Source organism: Verrucosispora sp. WMMC514, from assembly GCF_027497295.1.
In the GTDB taxonomy this organism is placed as follows: Bacteria; Actinomycetota; Actinomycetes; order Mycobacteriales; family Micromonosporaceae; genus Micromonospora; species Micromonospora palythoicola.
In genome coordinates, this window is the sequence record NZ_CP114906.1 from 4,336,068 (window position 1) to 4,353,411 (window position 17,344).

Annotated in this window: 13 protein-coding genes; 2 read left to right on the top strand and 11 right to left on the bottom strand. The window is 71.2% G+C overall.

The features are described 5' to 3' along the window. Positions 1–8 precede the first annotated feature (8 nt). Complete coding sequence (locus O7597_RS20255; RefSeq protein WP_281580408.1) at positions 9–1,109, bottom strand: ATP-dependent DNA ligase; 1,101 nt, start codon at positions 1,107–1,109, stop codon at positions 9–11. A 136-nt stretch (positions 1,110–1,245) separates the two neighbouring features. On the opposite strand from O7597_RS20255, the gene O7597_RS20260 reads away from it, so the two are divergent. Then, positions 1,246–1,458, top strand: coding sequence for a hypothetical protein (locus O7597_RS20260; RefSeq protein ID WP_269739179.1), 213 nt, complete (start codon positions 1,246–1,248; stop codon positions 1,456–1,458). A gap of 9 nt (positions 1,459–1,467) precedes the next feature. On the opposite strand, the gene O7597_RS20265 is transcribed toward O7597_RS20260, so the two are convergent. Together O7597_RS20265 and O7597_RS20270 are read right to left on the bottom strand one after the other, a co-directional pair. Next, a complete protein-coding gene (locus O7597_RS20265; protein ID WP_281583285.1) occupies positions 1,468–2,352 on the bottom strand; it encodes a DNA-3-methyladenine glycosylase 2 family protein in 885 nt (294 codons plus the stop codon). A gap of 41 nt (positions 2,353–2,393) precedes the next feature. Beyond that, positions 2,394–5,906 (bottom strand): bifunctional glycosyltransferase/CDP-glycerol:glycerophosphate glycerophosphotransferase, encoded by a 3,513-nt coding sequence (locus O7597_RS20270; protein ID WP_281580409.1) that lies wholly within the window; start codon positions 5,904–5,906, stop codon positions 2,394–2,396. A 553-nt stretch (positions 5,907–6,459) separates the two neighbouring features. Here O7597_RS20270 and O7597_RS20275 point away from each other — a divergent pair. Then, on the top strand, positions 6,460–7,425 hold the full coding sequence (locus O7597_RS20275; RefSeq protein ID WP_281580410.1) for a CDP-alcohol phosphatidyltransferase family protein: 966 nt from the start codon (positions 6,460–6,462) through the stop codon (positions 7,423–7,425). Positions 7,426–7,516: 91 nt separating this feature from the next. Here the strand turns inward: O7597_RS20275 and O7597_RS20280 are convergent, their stop codons facing one another. The 8 genes from O7597_RS20280 to O7597_RS20315 form a co-directional block, all read right to left on the bottom strand. After that, positions 7,517–8,176: a hypothetical protein gene (locus O7597_RS20280; RefSeq protein WP_269742603.1), complete on the bottom strand. Its 660-nt coding sequence runs from the start codon at positions 8,174–8,176 to the stop codon at positions 7,517–7,519. A gap of 220 nt (positions 8,177–8,396) precedes the next feature. Next, positions 8,397–9,173 carry a zf-HC2 domain-containing protein gene (locus tag O7597_RS20285; RefSeq protein ID WP_281580411.1) on the bottom strand — a complete coding sequence of 259 codons (777 nt, stop codon included), beginning with the start codon at positions 9,171–9,173 and terminating at the stop codon, positions 8,397–8,399. Further along, the gene (locus O7597_RS20290; protein ID WP_269739173.1) at positions 9,170–9,862 is read right to left on the bottom strand and encodes a sigma-70 family RNA polymerase sigma factor; all 693 of its coding nucleotides are present in this window, start codon (positions 9,860–9,862) and stop codon (positions 9,170–9,172) included. Before O7597_RS20290 ends, O7597_RS20285 begins: the two co-directional genes overlap by 4 nt. Positions 9,863–9,945: 83 nt before the next feature. Then, positions 9,946–10,803 (bottom strand): fused MFS/spermidine synthase, encoded by an 858-nt coding sequence (locus tag O7597_RS20295; RefSeq protein ID WP_281580412.1) that lies wholly within the window; start codon positions 10,801–10,803, stop codon positions 9,946–9,948. After that, a complete protein-coding gene (locus O7597_RS20300) occupies positions 10,803–11,771 on the bottom strand; it encodes a hypothetical protein (RefSeq protein WP_269739172.1) in 969 nt (322 codons plus the stop codon). The genes O7597_RS20295 and O7597_RS20300 overlap by 1 nt, the downstream gene beginning before the upstream one ends. 7 nt (positions 11,772–11,778) lie before the next feature. Next, the gene (locus O7597_RS20305) at positions 11,779–14,253 is read right to left on the bottom strand and encodes an SMC family ATPase (protein WP_281580413.1); all 2,475 of its coding nucleotides are present in this window, start codon (positions 14,251–14,253) and stop codon (positions 11,779–11,781) included. Continuing rightward, positions 14,253–15,401 (bottom strand): exonuclease SbcCD subunit D, encoded by a 1,149-nt coding sequence (locus O7597_RS20310; protein WP_281580414.1) that lies wholly within the window; start codon positions 15,399–15,401, stop codon positions 14,253–14,255. Before O7597_RS20310 ends, O7597_RS20305 begins: the two co-directional genes overlap by 1 nt. 15 nt (positions 15,402–15,416) lie before the next feature. Further along, a complete protein-coding gene (locus O7597_RS20315; protein WP_281580415.1) occupies positions 15,417–17,168 on the bottom strand; it encodes an ATP-binding protein in 1,752 nt (583 codons plus the stop codon). Between the last annotated feature and the right edge of the window lie 176 nt (positions 17,169–17,344).

Genomic DNA, 17,344 nt, shown 5'->3' on the forward strand with positions numbered 1-17,344 from the left:
CGGCCAAGCTACGCGGGCCCGGCCGGCACCGCCGGGTCACCCCGCAGCACCTGGTCCACGTCGAACCGGACCGGCCGGTCAAGTTGATCGTATCGGCAGGAGAGCGGGTCACGGTCGGGTCGCCAGCGAACGAAGCGCGCGGTGTGCCGGAACCGGTCACCCTCCATCGCGTCGTACGCCACCTCGACCACGAGTTGCGGGCGCAGCGGCTCCCACTCCAGGTTCTTCGTGCCGGTCCACCGGCTGACCCCGCCGGGGATGCGTTGCCCGCGTTCGTGGTCGCCGTGCACCCACGGGTGCTCGGACCCGACGTCGCGGTAGGGGGCCAACTCCTCCAGCAACTCGGCGCGGCGGGCCATGGTGAACGAGGCGCTCACCCCGACGTGGTGCAGCACCCCGGCGTCGTCGTAGAGGCCGAGCAGCAGCGACCCGACCACCGGACCGGACTTGTGCCAGCGGAACCCGGCCACCACCGCGTCGGCGGTCCGGGCGTGCTTGACCTTCGACATGAGCCGCTTGCCCGGCTCGTACGGCAGGTCGGCCGGCTTGGCGATCAGCCCGTCCAGACCGGCGCCCTCGAAGACGTCGAACCAGCGGCGCGCCACCTCGGCGTCGGTGGTGATCTGGGTGACGTGCACCGGCGGCCGCACCCCGGACAACGCCTGCTCCAGCCGGGCCCGGCGGGTCGGGTAGGGCGCGTCGAGCAGGCTCTCGTCATCGAGCGCGAGCAGGTCGAAGGCGACGAAGTCGGCCGGCGTCGTCTCGGCGAGCAGCTTCACCCGGGAGGCCGCCGGGTGGATGCGCTGGGCCAGCAGCTCGAAGTCGAGCCTGGGCTGCCCGTCCGGGCCGTCGCGGCGGATCACGATCAGCTCGCCGTCGACCGCGCAGCGCGGCGGCAACTGCCGGCGGGCCTGCTCCACCACCTCGGGGAAGTAGCGGGTCATCATCTTGCCGCCCCGGCTGGCCAGCTCCACCTCGTCGCCGTCGCGGAAGACGATGCAGCGGAAGCCGTCCCACTTGGGTTCGTAGGTCATCCCCGGGCCGGTGGGGATCGAGTTGACGCTGCGGGCGAGCATCGGCTCCACCGGCGGGTTGATCGGCAGGTCCACGGCGATCAGTCAACCAGACGGCACCGACAGCGGTGACCCGGATCACGGCCGCCCGGTGGGCGGCGTGTCCTCCTCCGGCCCGTCACGTCCCACTCGGGCGGATCGAGAAACCGCAGGTCAGAGCTACTTTCGCGAGGTGGCGGAGTGGGTGTGCGGGTGCTGCGGACGGTGGCGGGTCAGCGTCGAGCTGATTCACGGCCGGTACGTGTACCGGTTGGCGCACACCTATCCCCGGCGCTTCGGCGGCGGCAGGAATGTGCTCGGCGAGGTGGGTTCGGTGGACGAACTGGCGGAGCTGCTGCGTCGGCGTACCCCGGTCGACCTGGCCGACCTGCGCGAGGCCGCCTGATACCGGCGCTCAGTAGTGGGCGAAGGAGCGGATCGGGGCGCGTGGGCCGAACTTCGGCGCCTGCACAGCGGCGGTCTCCAGCAGCCGGCAGACCCGGCCCCGGTGACCCCGGAACGGCTCCAGCAGCTCCAGCATCCGGGCGTCGTCGCCGCGCGCCTCGCCGGCCAGGGCCCAGGCGACCGTGTTGGGTACGTGGTAGTCGCCGACGCTCACCGCGTCCGCGTCGCCGTACGCGACCCGGACCACCTCGGCGGCGGTCCACGGCCCGACGCCCGGGATCGACCGCAGCAGGCGGGTGGCCTGGGTCGAGTCGACGCACCGTTGCAGGCGGTCGGCCATCCGCGCGGCCCGGATCAGCGTCTCGGCGCGTCGCTGCTCCACGCCGAACGGATGGAAGACCCAGTACGGGGCGGCGGCGATCACCGCCGGGTCGGGTGGCAGCAGCAACCGCACCGGCCCGGGCGCCGGCTCGGCGAAGTGGCGTACGGTCGCCGCGTACCCCCGGTAGGCCTCCTTGCCGGTGACCTTCTGCTCCAGTACGGCCCGCAGCACCCGGGGGAAGATCAACCCGCTGGCCGGCATCCGTAGCCCCGCCTGCTGGCTCGCCAGCCGTGCCACCACGGGGTGGCTCGCGGCCAGCTCCGCGAATCCGGTCAGGTCGTCGCGGAGCCCGGCCACCGCGTCGGCGTGCTCAACCATCCAGCCGGCACCGGGGCCGTGACCCTCGGCGACCAGCTCGCCGCCCTCGTGTCGCAGGGCGAGGATGGCCGGTCCGTCGGGTGTGCGCGCCGCCCACCAGAAGACGCCCGCGACGAAGCGCGCACACGGGTCGTACGGGCTGAAGGTGAGCGGGCGTACCGAAGCGGCCAGGCGGTAGCCGGGTGACGGTCGCATCGTCCGTCGTGCACTCGGTTCGGTCACGTCATGGCACCGCGTCAGCTCAACAATCGTTCGATCACCCGAGAGGTCGCCTTGCCGTCGTCCAGATCACAGAAGCGCTCGACAAAGGCATCGTAGCGATCCTGGTACTGGAAGGAGTCCAAGTCGGCCCTGCGGATCGCATCGACCAACTCGGTGGAGGTGCCGAGCAGCGGGCCCGGCGCTTCCGACTCGAAGTCGAAGTAGAACCCGCGCAGCTTGTCCCGGTAGTGCTCGAGGTCGTAGGTGAAGAACAGCATCGGTCGCCGGGTGTTGGCGAAGTCGAACATCAGGGACGAGTAGTCCGTGACCAGTACGTCCGTCAGGGCGAGCAGGTCCGCTACGTCCGGGTAGCGGGAGACGTCCCAGACGAAGCCGTCGCCAGCCCCGGGAATCTCGTCGACGACGTTGGGATGACGCCGGACCAGCAGGACGTGGTCGTAGCCCAGCTTGGCCCGTGCTTCCGCCAGGTCCAGCATCAGGGTCATCTTGTAGCGCCCCATGCTGTGGAACTCGTCGTCGCGCCAGGTGGGGGCGTACAGGACGACCTTCTTGCCGGCCGGTAGGCCCAGCCGTCGGCGCACCTCGGCGGCGACCGCGTCACGGTCCTGGTAGAGCACGTCGTTGCGCGGGTAGCCAGACTCGAGGATCTCGCCCCCGAAGCGGAACGCGCGGCGCAGGATGGGTGTGCTGAACCGGTTGGGCGAGACGAGGAAGGACCAGTTCGGCACCTCCTTCTCCACCCGGGTCAGGTAGTTGCGATCCGCGTGACGAACCTCCGTCACGTCGAACCCGATCCGCTTCAACGGCGTGCCGTGCCACAGCTGCACCACCGTCTGTTCCGGTGCCCGCTGGAACCAGTCGGGCAGGTGGGTGTTGGTGACGATGTACCGGGAGGACGCCAGCGCCTCGTACCAGTCCCTGCCCCCGTGCCGGACGGCACGGGCGGTCGCCGGCAGGCTGACCCGGCCGTCGCGGACCACCCAGAGGTGTTCGGCTGGCCCTACCCCACGCGCGATCATCTCCTCGTGCACGGCGCGCGGACTGTCGGAGTACTGCCGACCGCTGAAGCTGTCGAAGAGAACTGTCTCACGCCGCGGGCGGGCGCGGGCGGACTGGTACGACTCGCGAAGCCGCTTGCGGTAGTAGGCGCCCTGCTCGTCCGGAAGCAGCATCGACCCGGCATTCAGGCCAGCGCTCTCTGCCCCGGTGGCGGTAACGGCGAAGGACCGTCCGTCGATCTCGGTGGCTGCCGGCAGCCCGCGAAGTACCGCCTCAGCGAAGGTCAGGTTGGTTAGCGCGGGAGAGGTGCCGGCGCTGATCTGGCAGAGCAGATCCCACATGCCAGGTTGCAGCTCGACCCGGCCGCCGAACAACGGCAGTGCTCGCGGTGCGATCTCCGCACGCCAAACTTCGCCGTCGGAGGTGACGGGGAGGACGCGCCGTTCGCCGCTGCCCCGCAGGCGCAGCGTGATCTCCGGTTCTTCGCCCGACCCGTCGTGGTCACCGGTCAGCACGAGGGTGCCGTTGTCGGTCCAGGTCACATCGGTGACTACCGGTGCCGCCGCTCGAGCGCACAGCCAGACGTATCCCGCCGCCGTGGCCCGAACGTAGACGTCCCGTCCCCGGTAACGCGTACGGGCCTGAGGCAGCCCGTCGTTCGCGATCAGGTGGATGGCCTTCTTACCGCCGCTGTAGAGGGCGATCTCGACCCGCCAGCGGTCCATCATCGCGCCGGGGGGCGGGGTCCACGCCCGCGTCGTCGGATCGGGGAAGAGACTGGCCAACGGGATGACCGCCTGGAATGACGTCCACTGACCGGACTGCTCGCCGAACGTGGCCGGCACCCAGTGTTCGGGTACACCGGGGGCTCGGCTCAGCCGGATCCGGCCTGCGACCGGGGACGGCCCCCTGATCTCGCCTCTGACCTCCAGCGTGTCGCCGACCATCGTGTAGGAGGTCAGCCTGGCCCGTACCTCTTCGATCCGCAGCGACACACCCTGAGCACTGGCGAGTGGCACGATCCGAACGGTCTCGTCGACGTAATGCGGGTTGAGCCAGGTGGCGACAGGGTCAGTTCCGAGCCTCACCTGAGTCTTCCGTAGGCCCGTCTTGCTGACGACGCCCACGGCGAGCCGCCACACCCCTTCGACCCATTTACCGTCCTTCTTCAGCGACGCCGGGTCGACGACGGTCTCGAAGCCCGACCATTCGTAGCTGCAGTCACCGTGTTTGGAATCGACAGTGGCGTCCGGACAGCGCCGTGGTCGGGCGCGGAGCATCACCGCCCGCCGGGTCCGCTGCTCGCGCAGCCAGAGCAGCCGGCCGGAACTCCACGGCCGCGCGGCCTTGGCCCCCTCGGCGTACGCGTGCCCGCGCAGCACCAAACGGCCGTCCCGCCAGATGAGGTCGTGCAGCTTGCTCTGCGCTGGCGGATCGGGCAGTCGGTAGAGTTCGCGGGGCAAACCGGCCCGAGGGTCGTCGAGGAACGGGAGATCGGCGTAGCGGCGTAGGCCGCGCATCGTGGTGGGAACGGGCATCCCGCCGCGCGTTGCCAGCACCACCTCGATCAGCTCCGGCATCATCCGCTGTCGTACCAGGTGCCACTGCACGCGGTACTTGGCCCGGAGGTTCTTCAGCACCCGTGGATCGACACGATCCAGAAAGTCGTTGGCCCGGTCCAGGAACGCCTCGCGGAACGCGTCGTCGGCGTCCGGCAGTGCGCGGAGCACCAAGGCGAGATCGTCGACCAGAGCATTGGCATCGTACGCGCGCTTGATTCCCCGCTGCCCGTGCTCCGCGAGGAAGCGGCTGACCCGATCCACGGCGCGGAACCGGTCCGCCACCGTCGCCCAATCCGTCGTCCGTTGGGTGATGGACGCTTCGCCCGATTCGCGTCGTCGCCAGTAGTAGACGGGCACGTTGAGCACATCGACAGTGCTGGCCATCGCGTGCGCCAACACCGCTACCGGCACGTCCTCGAAGACGACACCCTCCGGGAAGACCAGGCCGTGTTCGTCCCAGAAGCGGCGGCGGAAGACCTTGTTCCAGACGGTGCGATCCTTCAGCAACGCGCTGTGCTGAGAGACGTGGGTGCGGAGCTTCGTTTCCGGGAAGATCTTGGCGTGCATCGGCGAAGGGGTTGCGCCCCGCGAGGTGAACTGCCGAACGTCTCCGGAGACGAAATCCGAACCTGTGCTCTCCAGGCATGCGATCGCCATGGTGTAGGCGTACGGTGGGAGCAGGTCGTCGCCATCGACGAAGGCAAGGTATGTCCCCGTGGCGGCTTGGATTCCGACGTTGCGGGCTCGTCCTGGCCCGCCCTCCTCTTGGTGGATCACCCGGAACCGAGGATCGCGTGACGCGAACTGCTCCGCGATCTGGCCCGTGCCGTCGACCGACCCATCATCGACGACGATGACTTCGAGATTGCGGTACGTCTGGTTGGCGATCGAATTAAGACAGTCGTCGAGAAACGTCTGCACGTCATGGGCGGGTACGACAACACTAAGCAGGGCGTTATTGCTCACGCCGTGATCTCCGAGTCATGCGTCGGGGATATACGTCGCCACGACCAGGGATGCGGCCCCGTTTCCACATTCCCAACGTGTCTGAGGTTGCCCATTACGCCTTGTTCTCCATTTGACGTGCCTGTTTCCGCGCGAACGCGGCGACGATGCGCGTCGCTGCCGTGCGGTGGTGCGAGACAACAGGCCGGTGAGCCGCACGTTGCGGTCGGCGGCCAAGTGTCGATGGCCGGAACGCTAGCACTTCGTGAACAAGGGGCAAAGCCTATGGTGGTGGCGTCTCGCGGGCCGGTGCGGGCGCGCCAGGTGGAGGTTGAGGCTGGGTTGCCGCCGGTCGTACCTCGTCTTCACGTCAACCGCCTGAGCGGATAAAAGGCTGTAAAGCGGCGTATAGTGCAAAAGGTATTATTGCCGTGGCGGGTGGACGCCATAGCGGATGTTGCCCGGCTCCAGAAGGAGCAAATCCGGCCAAGCCGCCGCCTCTCGTGCCTGCATGAACTGCGCAAGGGTTCTGCGGTAGCCTGCTGGCGAATTCGTGATGGGCAAACGGAGGCAGATGATGGGCAACGGGGGCGCAGGCGGGGGCTTGACTGTTGCGGAGGTCCAAGCCCGGACATACAAGGCCCGCGATTCATGGTGGACAGTCTTCCTGGTCGACCCACTGGCCTCCCGCCTGGTCTGGCTCGTGGCGCGCTACCGCTGGGTGACCCCCAATCGACTGACGGTAGCCGCTCTCGTTCTCGGTCTCGCTGCTGCAGCTGCCTTCGCCCAGGCGACGCCAGGCTGGCTGATTCTCGGCGCGCTGATCTTTCACTTGAGCTTCGTGGTCGACTGTATGGACGGCAAGGTCGCCCGTCTCAACGGCACCGGCACGCTCTTCGGTGCCTGGCTGGACTACATCCTCGACCGGGTCCGGGTGCTCGTCTGCACCATCGCGCTGATGGGCGGGCAGTACCAGCTCACCGGCGACGCCACCTTCCTGGTCATCGGTGGTGGCATCGTCTTCCTCGACATGTTCCGGTACCTCAACGCATTGCAGCTGTCGAAGGTGAAGACCGAGATGCGTCGCACCCTCGCCGAGCGCATCGAGGCGTCGCCCAACTGGACGGCCCTGTTCGCGCCCGACCACAGCGACGAACCGCTGGAGAACGTCGAGCCCAGCGTGGCTGCCGTCATTCAGCGACCGGACATGGCCATGGAGCGGGATTTCCGGGCGCGGTTCACGGTGTTCACGCGCCTGCGTGACCTGCTCATCCGGGCTCGCGTCCGAGTGCACGTGATGAGCGGGATCGAGTTCCAGATGGCCGTCTTCATCATCGGTCCCATCACCGGGGCTGTCATCGCCGTCTCGGTGATTGCCGGTGTCCTGCTGCTGGCCTTCGAATTCGCCCTCATCTTCAAGCTGTGGCTTGCGACCCGGTCGTTCGCCCGCTACGACAGCTACCTTGAGGGCAGCGCCCCTGGCTCGTCCGCCGTGCCGACACAGGCAACGGTCCCCGCAGGGATGGACGCGAAAGCCTGACCGCTCCGGTAGGGGGCGGGTTCACCCGGCCGACGACGGTGGCCGGCCGCGCCATTGCTGGCTGCGACCGGCCACCGACGCGCCTGCTGGATCAGTAGTCGTAGTCGGAGTCCGACTCGTTCGACTCGGTCTTCGACGGCGGGGCGACCGCCTTCGGGGTGCCCTTGGGCAGGCACTCCAGGTTCTTGCTGCCGTCCGGGTTGACCACGAACCAGGTGCCGCCGACGCCCTGGCCCTTCCAGGCACCCGGCTTCTTGTCACCGATGTAGGTGTAGAGCGGCCAGCCGTCGAGGGTGATCTGGCGGGTGCCGTCCTCGCGGGTGATGGTGCCGACGGCGTCGTCGGAGACGCCCTTGAGCTCCGGCGCGCCGTCGGTCAGCGCCGGCGGCCACACCTCGGCGCACTGGCCGTCACAGTTGGACGACGGCGGGTCGTTGGTGTCGCGGTCGAAGCGGTACAGGATGTAGCCGTCCTGGTTGACCACCGCGCTACCCATCCGGGGGAACTTCTTGCCGGTCAGGCTGTCGGTCAGTTCGACACCGTCGGGCAGGGGAGCGTCGGTCTCTTCCTCCGCACCCGGTGACGCCGAGGCGCCCGGCTCCGCGCTGGCCTCGGGGTCGGCGGTCACGCTGGGCTCGGCCGCGGCGACGGCGACCGGCTCGGCCGCGCCCGCGTCCGCCCCGTTGTAGCCTGCGGGAGCGCAGGCCGTAAGTGCGAACATGGCGCCCACGGCGATGACGGTCCGCTTCATCTGTGCCACGTGCCCTCCTCATACTTGGCAGTTCACCGGGAAGTACGGGTCGAGCGCTGTCAAGGTTGAATCCGAAAGGGTGGGCAAGTTCACAAGAATCCATTGAACCGTCTGGGTTCGCTGTCCGTGTGAGTCCGTATCCCCAGGTGGCGCAGTCGCCTGACGCCGGGAAGACCGAAGGCCCGCCTCGGGGTCGAGGCGGGCCTTCCGGGTACGTGGATCAGGCCGCTGGGACGGTCACCAGAGTGTCCGTGGCACCCCGCGAATCGATCTCCTGCACCTCGAACTGCTTGATGTCGTCCCGCTTCGTCGACGTGGCCGCCGACAGCGCCAGCTTCTGCGTGTTGGTGTTCGTGCCGTACCCGCCGTCCGGCACCGACCAGGTGGAGACGACCTCGGTGGAGCCGTCGTCGCGTACCACCACCAGGCGACAGGTGCGCGGCCCCGGCAGCTTGCCCAGGCTGAAGTCCATCTTGGTGCCGAAGTCCTTCGAGGTCAGCCAGAACGTCGCCTCGACGCCGGTGGCCGGGTCGGTGACGTCGACCTGCTCACCCTCCTGCTCGTTACCGCCGAATCCCGGACCACTGGGGTTGCCGGGGCGGTCGCCCGGCGGGTCCACCGGAGCCGTGGTCGGCCCGGCGAGCGGCGGTGCCGTGCTGCTGTCGGTGAGATTGCTGAACACCACACCGGTCAGGCCACCGAAGACCACCACGGCGGCCGCGGTCGCCAGGACCTGCCGGAACCGGGCCCGCCGACGGTGCGTACGCAGCGCCACGAGCGTCCGGTCCAGCAGGACCGGATCCGAGTGGGTCTGCTCCAATGCCGTGATCGACTCCTCGTCGATGTCGGAGAGCAGCCCGACCACCGGCACCATCGTCTCCAGCTCGGCGGCACAGGCCCAGCAGGTCGCGAGGTGTTCCTCGAACCGCTCCATGTCCTGTTCGTCAAGCACGCCGAGCGCGTACGCGGCGACGTCCATGTGGTCAACCCGGCTCATTCCGTCACCCCCCTCTCCTGCAGAGCTGTGCGCAGCGCGCGCAGCGCGTAGTAGACCCGCGACTTCGCGGTGCCCAGTGGCAGACCGAGTTCCTCGGCCGCCTCCGGCACCGTCCGGCCCCGGAAGTACGTCGCCACCAGGATCTCCCGGTGCGACTGACTCAACGTTCGCAGCGCGTCCGCCACCGTCATCGACCGCAGCACCCGGTCGGTGCTGTCGGCCTCGGCGAACGCGGTCAGGTCCCGGTCGTACGTCTCGGCCGGGCGGGCCTGCTCGCTGCGGTGCTCGTCGATGGCGATCCGTCGCGCCACCGTGACCAGCCACGGCCGTAGCGACCCCTGTCCCTGCGCGCCCAACCGATGCGCGTTGCGCCAGGCCCGCAGCAGCGTCTCCTGGACGATGTCCTCGGCCCGTTGCCGGTCCCCGCCGGTCAGCCGCATCACGAACATCAGCAGCGGCCCGGCGTGTTCCGCGTAGAGCGTGCGGACCAACTGGTCGGAATGGGCGGCTTCGGTGGTGGAAGCCTGGTGGCGGCCAGGGGTGGGTCGCGGCGTCACCGGGCTATTCTGGCGAGCCGCCGCACGAGAGTCGACCCCACGGGTGGACGTGGTCGGCCGCGACTGGGACCGGGCGGACATCCAGTCCACCCGCACCCGGTCGCCCTGCCAACCGACCGCCAGTGCGTGCATGCAGACCTCCGACGTCCCTGGACAGAAAGCCGTCCCCCCACGGGCATGGCTGCTGACTGGTACGGAGGGCGGCACCGAACGGATCAACGTCGGACGGAAAAAATCCCCGGCGGAGGTGGCGTGGAGTCGACGGCCGCACCGTCGTGCACCACGACGGCACCACTGGTGAAGCGGTCGAGTTCCGCCCCGGCCAGCACCCGGCCGGGAAACCAGTCACCGGCGGCCCGGCGGGCCAACGCGGCCACCGGCGGATCCTGCCGGCCGGCGACGAGCACCAGGTTGCCGTAGCGCCGGCCGCGCAGCACGGCGGCGTCGGCGACCAGACACGCCCGGGGCAGCACCGCCCGCACGGTGGCCACCTGTGCCCGGGCGTGGCGCAGCGGCGGGCCGTCGGCGACGTTGGCCAGGTACCAGCCCTCCGGGTGCAGCACCCGCGCCGCGTCGGCCGCGTACTCCACCGAGGTCAACCGGGCCGGTGTCCGGGCACCGGCGAAGACGTCGGCGACCACCACGTCGTAGCTGGCCTCGCGACACGAGGCGAGCACCGCCCGCGCGTCACCCACCCGTACCTTCAGGCGCGGATCGGCCCGCCACGGCAGCGTCCGCCGGACCAGCTCGACGAGAGCCCCGTCCACCTCGACCACCCGCTGCGTCGAGCCGGGGCGGGTGGCGGCGACGTACCGCGGCAGGGTCAGCGCACCGCCACCCAGATGCAGCACCCGCAGCGGGGCACCCGCCGGTGCGACCAGGTCGATCGCGGCGGCCAGCCGACGGACGTACTCGAACTCCAGGTGCGTCGGGTCGGTCAGGTCCACGTGCGACTGTGGTGCGCCGTCGAGCAGCAGCGTCCACGAGCCGGACCGGTCCGGATCGGGCACCAGTTCGGCGAGCCCCGTGTCGACCGGCTCGGTGATCCGGTCGGCGTCGCGCCGCCGACCCATCAGCGGCCGGCCCGGGCGGCGGCGGTGCGGGCGGCGACGGTGAGCGCCCGATGCAGCAGCCGGGCGTCACCCAGGCGGGAACGCAGCAACCGTTCCAGCCCGGCGATCGGCACCAGGTTCTGTGGGGCCCGGGGATCCTTGTACGGGCTGGAGGCGAACCGGGGCAGGGTGGCAAGCGACAGGTCGGCCAGCCGCACCGCCTCGGCGATCTCCAGGTCGGCGGAGCACTCCAGCCGCACGATGCCGGCCCAGGGCGCGCCCGCGGCCACCGGCAGCCGCAGATACCACGACCAGCCGCCCCAGGCGGTGCCGAGCCGGAACACCGGCGAACGGTGACCCGGTGGCAGAGCGGTGACCACGGCGGTGAGTCGGGCGTCCAGGTACTGGCTGTGCTGGGTCTTGATGTAGCCGAGGGTGCGCGGCAACTGCCGCCGGTTGCGCAACGGCCCGTCCACCACCAGCAGGTCGTCGTCGGTACGCGCGGCGGCCGAGACCCGCACCTCCAGGGCGGTGAGCGGACCCTGCACCGCGGCCGGCAGCTTGGCCAGCTCACCGCTGCCGCCGACCCGGTGCACCGGGTAGCGGACGTTGCCGGCCACCACGTCGGTCGCCGACGGGCTGGCGGTGAACAGGCCCCGCTCCACCGTGGCGCCGGCCAGTTGCGCGGCACCGCGGTCCAGGTCGCACCGCACCACCCCGGCCGCGTACGAGGCGGCCAGCCCGGGAAACGAGCCGCCGTCCTCCTCGGCCGTCCAGATGCTGGCGTCGATCCGGCGTACCCCGTCGACAAGCAGCACCACGTCCGGTGCCCGGACCTCCGGGCGGGGGCCGATCGCCCGCCAGTCCACCGCAGGCAGCTCGTGTTCCGCCTCGACCTGGGCGCTGCTCGGCGCGGCCGGACCGGCCGGCGCGGCCTCGAACGACGCGCCGTAGCCCGGATCCCAGGCGTCGACGAAGAAGCGGTTCACGCCCGCATCACCGGCCGGTCCGTTCCACCCGGGCCGAGCGGGCGTCCTTGTGCACCTCGAAGCGGACCGGGATCCGCTCGGCCAACGCCGGCACGTGGGTGACCACGCCGACCATCCGGTCGCCCCGGGCGGCGAGGTTCTCCAGGGTGGCGGCCACCGTGTCGAGGGTGGCCGCGTCGAGAGTGCCGAAGCCCTCGTCCAGCACGATGGACTCCAGGCTGGCCGCGGTGGTGGACATCCCGGCCAACTGCTCGGACAACGCCAGCGCCAGCGCCAGCGACGCCTGGAACGTCTCGCCGCCGGACAGCGTCCGTACCCCGCGCCGCAGCCCGGCGTCGTGGTGGTCGACCACGAAGAACTCGCCCTTGTCGTGGACCAGGTCGTACTGGCCGCCGGAGAGTTCCCGCAGGATCCCCGACGCGCCGTCGACGAGTAGATCCAGCGCTTCGGCCAGCAGCCACCGCTCGAAGTTGTTGGCCCGCAGGTGCCCCGCCAGCGCCCGAGCCACCTGCGCCTCGCGTTCGTGCCCGGCCCGCTGCTCGCGCAGCGCTGCCGCCTGCTCGCGTCGCTCGGTCAACCGGCGCAGCTCGGCCTCGGCCCGCTCCACGGCGACGGCGGCGGCGCGGACCGGATCGTCCGGGGCGGGCAGCCCGGCGTCGACGAAGATGCCCGCGATGCGGTCCGCCGCCGCACCGGCCGCCGTCTCCGCCTCGACCACCGCACCGGCCAGCCCGTCCCGCTCCGACCGGCGGTGCCGTGCCTGCTCCCGTGCCCACTCGGCCAACGTGGCCCAGGCGGCGGCGACGTCGTCGCGGTCGGTGGCCGGCGGTCCGAACCGGGCGACCGCGTCACGGGCGCCGTCGAAGCGCCGCCATGCCGTCCGGAGCCGGTCCTGCGCCGCCTCGACCGCTGCCCGGGCCTGCCGGGCGGCGTCCCGGCCCGCCCGCAGCGCCGTGGTCGCCTCGTCCAGCCCCTGCCGCAGCCGGGCCAGCTCCGCCAGCCGCGCCCGCAGCGCCTCGGCGGTGGCCGCACCGGTCAGCCGCTCGTCCAGCTCGGCCAGTCGGGCCCGCAGGCCGTCATGTTCGGCGCGGGCGCGCAGCAGCACCCGTTCCAGGTCACGTGCGGCAGCGTCGCGCTCGGTGACGAGCTTCCGGGCCGCTTCGCTCGCCGCCCGGGCCGCCTTGCCGGCCTTTACCGCCCGGGCCACCGCCGAGCCGGCCGGCACCGTCGGTACCCGGGCCACCGGCTGCTCGCACACCGGGCAGGCGTCCCCGTCGCTGAGGTGGGCGCGCAACGCCGTCGCCTGGTCGGCGGTCTTCGCGTCCTCGTGCGCCTGGAACGCCGCCGCCAACTCCGCCTCGGCGCGCTCGGCCGCCGCCTGCGCCCCGGTCAGCGCCCGCACCGCCGCGTCGTGCTCGACGCCGGCCGCCTCCATTCCGGCCCGCACCTGCTCCGCCTGGGCGGACAGCTGCTCCCGGTCGGCGTACGCCCGCAGCAGCATCCGCAGGGCGCTCTCGTCGCCGGCGGCGGCCAGCTCGCCGCGCAGCTTCTCCTCGCGTTCCTCGGCCAGCGACACCGCGGCCGCCGCCGCGTCGGACTCGGCCCGGGTCGCCGTGACCGCTCGGGCTACCTCGGCCACCCCGTCCGGTGCCCGGACCTCGGCCAACGCGGCCAGTTCGGCGTCGAGCGTGGCCAGCGCCGCGTTGGCCTCCCGCACCGTCGTGCGCGCCGCCTCCAGCTCCGGTACGGCGGCGGTCACCGACCCGGCCAGCTCCCGCATCCGGTCGACCTGACCGGCGGCCTGCGCCAGTGCGTCGTCGTCGACGTCGGACAGCCCGGCGAGCAACTGGTCGACCGCCTCCAGTTTCGCCTCCGCCAGCCCGGCCCGGGTCGTGGCCCGCTGCTGCACCTGCTCGTACACGCCGAGACCGAGCAGGTTGACCAGGATCTGCTGCCGGGTGGCCGGACGGGCGTGCAGGAAATCGGCGAACTGGCCCTGCGGCAGCACCACACAGCTGGTGAACTGCTCGTACGGCAGGCCGACCGCCGCCAGCACGGCCGCGTCCATCTCCGCCGGGGTGCCGGCCACCACCTCGCCGAGATCCTCCGGACTGAGCCCGGTGTCCAGTTTGGTGACGTCGAACCCCTCCGGCATCAGCTGCAACCCGGCGCCGGCGGTCTTGACGTTGCCCCGGCTGTCCCGACGCACCACCCGGGTGGCGACGTAGCGCGCACCGCCGGACTCGAAGACCAGCCGGACCCGCGCCTCGGTGGCCGACGGCGCGAGCGCGTTGCCCAGCCCACGGGTGCCGCCCCAGCGGGGCACCGTGCCGTACAGCGCGAAGCAGATCGCGTCGAGCACCGTCGACTTGCCCGAACCGGTCGGCCCGACCAGGGCGAAGAAGTCCGCGTCGGTGAAGTCGATCGTGGTGGCGTCGCGGAAGACGGTGAAACCGGCCAGGTCCAGCCGCATCGGCCGCATCAGTGATCGACCTCTTCGAGCAGCTCGTCGAAGAGTTCCCGGACGCCCTCGTCGACATGCCCCCGGCTGTCCAGATAGTCGGCGAACAACTGCCGGGGCGAGCGGCCGGAGCGCTGCGCCACCCGGGTGCCGCTGCCGGGCGCCGGCACCAGCTCCGGGTCGATGCGGATCTCCAGGGCCCGGGGAAGCAGTTGCTGCACCTCTTCACGCAGACCGGCGCGGGGCTGTTCGCGCACGTACACCCGCAACCAGCCCTCCGGCGGGGTGATCTCGGCGAGCTGGGCGAGGGTGCCGCGTACGGTGCGCAACGCGGTCGCCGCGGTCACCGGCTCCTCGCGGATCCGCGCCGCCGTGGTCGCGGTGACCTCGACCAGGGTCACCGCCGGGACGTTCTCCTGCTCGCCGAAGTCCACCGCGAGCGGGGCGCCGCTGTAGCGGATCGGGCACGGCCCCGGCACCCGCTGGGCGCGGTGCAGGTGCCCGAGCGCCACGTAGTGCGCGGTGCCGGGGAAGACCGAGGCGGGCACCGCGTAACCCATGATGGTGTGGGCGTCCCGCTCGCCGCCGCCGGTGGCCGCGCCGACCACCGTGAGGTGGGCGGTGACCAGGTGCACCCGGTCCGGCTCGTCGAAACCCTCGGTCAACCGGGCCAGGATCCGGCCCAGGTGGTCGGCGTACGTCTGGGTGGTCTCGGCGGCGGTCAGCTCGTACATCTCCACCGCCCGGACCGCGTAGCGCTGGGACAGGAACGGCAACGCGGCCAGCCGCCAGCGTTCCCCGTCGGCGGTGGTGCCGTCGATGACGTGCTCGGCCGGATCCTCGCGTACGCCGCCGCGCAGGGTGATGCCGGCGGCCTCGGCCCACGGGCGCAGCGCGTCCAGGGCCGGACCGTTGTCGTGGTTGCCGCCGATCGCCACCACGTCCGCGCCGGTGCGGCGCAGCGCGGTCAACGCCCGGGTGACCAGGCGGGTCGCCTCCGGGGTCGGTGCCGCCGTGTCGTAGAGGTCACCGGCGATGACGACCAGGTCGGGCCGTTCCCGCCGGGCGATGTCGATGACCCCGGCCAGCACCTGCTTGTGCTCCTCGGCCCGCGACTGTCCCTTGAGGACCTTTCCCACGTGCCAGTCGGAGGTGTGCAGGATCTTCATGCTGTTACCCCCGGGCTAGAACGGGATGTCGTCGTCGGTGCCGCCGCCGGAGCCGACGACCGCGAACGGGTCGGCGGACTGGGTGATCGACCGCAGGGTCTGCGACGGCGCGGCTCCCGCCTCGGAGACCCGGGTCGCCCAGGCGGGGAACGGGAACTCCAGACACAGTGGCACCGGGATGTCCGGCTGGTTGACGAACATCGTGCCCGGCTTGGCCAGCAGCGCGCGCTGCCGCTGGGCGGGTGGGAGGAATCCGTACTCCGGGCGGGACGCCTCGGCCGGATCCAGCCGGCCCACCACCCGGATGGCGGAGTTGGTGACGATCCGCCGCTCCACCTCGCTCGCGGTCTGTTGCGCGCCGATCAGGATCACCCCGAGGGAGCGGCCCCGCTCGGCGATGTCGAGCAGCACCTCCTTGATCGGGGAGGAGCCCTCCCGGGGGGCGTACTTGTTCAGCTCGTCGAGCACCACGAACAGCAGCGGTTTGGCGGTGCCGGCCTTCTCCTTGCGCTCGAACTCGGTCTTGAGCGTCACGCCGACCACGAAACGTTGCGCCCGGTCCGGCAGGTTGTGCAGGTCGACGACGGTGACCTGGGCGGACTCCGAGGTGTTGATGCTGTGCGGACGGCGGGTGGCCAGATCGCCGCGGATCAGCCGGGACAGGTCCTTCTTGCTGCCGATCAGCCGGCGGGCGAACGCGTTCACCGTGCCCAACCCGACCGCGCTGCCCGCCCAGTCACCGCGCGTCTCGTCGTCGCTGAGCTGCTCGACGACGTGGTCGACCAGGTCGCCGTAGCTGCCCAGCCGGACACCGTCGATGCTGACGCCGCCGTCGGCGGGCTGGGCGTACCGGGCCAGGTGGGCGGCGACGGAGTGGACCACCATCGTGTACTGCTGCCGTTCGTCGTCGGCGTCGGCGAAGACGTACGGCAGGAGGCGGTCCGCGCAGAACTCGCTGAGCGTCCAGTAGAAGCTGTCGACCCCGGTGAGCCGACTGCTCACGTCCGGTGTGCCGGACGAGTCACCGACCCGGGGCGGCGCGTAGACCCGCACGTCGGGGAAGGCGTCCGCGGCCAGGCCGAGCCGGGCGTACGCGGCCCGGGTCGGATCGTCGAGCCGGGCGTTCGGGTGGTCGAGGAAGAGCAGGTCCTCACCCTTCACGTTGAAGATCAACGCCTTGGCGTTCACCGCGTCGCCGCCGAGTTGGCCGGAGCGGAACACCGAGTAGAGAAGAAAGGTGGCGAAGCTGGTCTTGGTGGCCACCCCGGAGATGCCGGAGATCGACACGTGCGCGCCCCGACTGCCGTCGAGGAAGTCGGCGTTGAGGTAGACCGGCACACCGTCGCGGCCGGTGCCCATCGGGATGCGCCGTTCCATCCGGTCGAAGTGCAGGGCCCGGGCGCGGGCGTCGCCCTCGGCCCGGTGCACCACGGCACCCGGCTGCGGCGGCACGTAGAACTCGGGATCCACCCGGGTGGTGGTGATCTCGGCGGCCTCCTGCACCTGCGCCGGCAGCGTGCCGTCGGCGATGGCGAACACGTCGGAGTCGAACTGCGCGCCCTCGTGCCGCGCCCGGACCTGGGTGACCACTCCGGCGATGGTCACCGGCTCCCGGTCGGGCAACTCCCGCCGGGTCACCACGACGTCGTCGAGCTGGAGATAGCTGCCCGGGGCGACCGCCGTCCAGAACTGCAGGGGAGTGGCGTCGGCGGTGCCCAGCACCCGGCCCACCCCCTCGCCGGGGCCGTCGAACCCCTGGTCGATCATCGGGCTACTCCGCTCGGTCGGTCGTCGCGGTCGGCACACACGCCCTGCATCCTGCCGGAGGAGTACGACAGGCCGCCACGCGACGCGGCGCAGGCCACGTAACGACACCGTGCCGATCGCGCACGGCGACGGGACTCTGACGGCGGGTGTCCGGGCTGTGAAGGGCGGCCCGTCGA

Excerpts from the sequence above, each read along its gene's own strand:
- O7597_RS20265 (WP_281583285.1), bottom strand. The coding sequence starts at position 2,352 with ATGCGACCGTCACCCGGCTACCGCCTGGCCGCTTCGGTACGCCCGCTC.
- O7597_RS20275 (WP_281580410.1), top strand. The coding sequence starts at position 6,460 with ATGATGGGCAACGGGGGCGCAGGCGGGGGCTTGACTGTTGCGGAGGTC.
- O7597_RS20280 (WP_269742603.1), bottom strand. The coding sequence starts at position 8,176 with ATGAAGCGGACCGTCATCGCCGTGGGCGCCATGTTCGCACTTACGGCC.
- O7597_RS20285 (WP_281580411.1), bottom strand. The coding sequence starts at position 9,173 with ATGAGCCGGGTTGACCACATGGACGTCGCCGCGTACGCGCTCGGCGTG.
- O7597_RS20290 (WP_269739173.1), bottom strand. The coding sequence starts at position 9,862 with ATGCACGCACTGGCGGTCGGTTGGCAGGGCGACCGGGTGCGGGTGGAC.
- O7597_RS20295 (WP_281580412.1), bottom strand. The coding sequence starts at position 10,803 with ATGGGTCGGCGGCGCGACGCCGACCGGATCACCGAGCCGGTCGACACG.
- O7597_RS20305 (WP_281580413.1), bottom strand. The coding sequence starts at position 14,253 with ATGCGGCCGATGCGGCTGGACCTGGCCGGTTTCACCGTCTTCCGCGAC.
- O7597_RS20310 (WP_281580414.1), bottom strand. The coding sequence starts at position 15,401 with ATGAAGATCCTGCACACCTCCGACTGGCACGTGGGAAAGGTCCTCAAG.
- O7597_RS20315 (WP_281580415.1), bottom strand. The coding sequence starts at position 17,168 with ATGATCGACCAGGGGTTCGACGGCCCCGGCGAGGGGGTGGGCCGGGTG.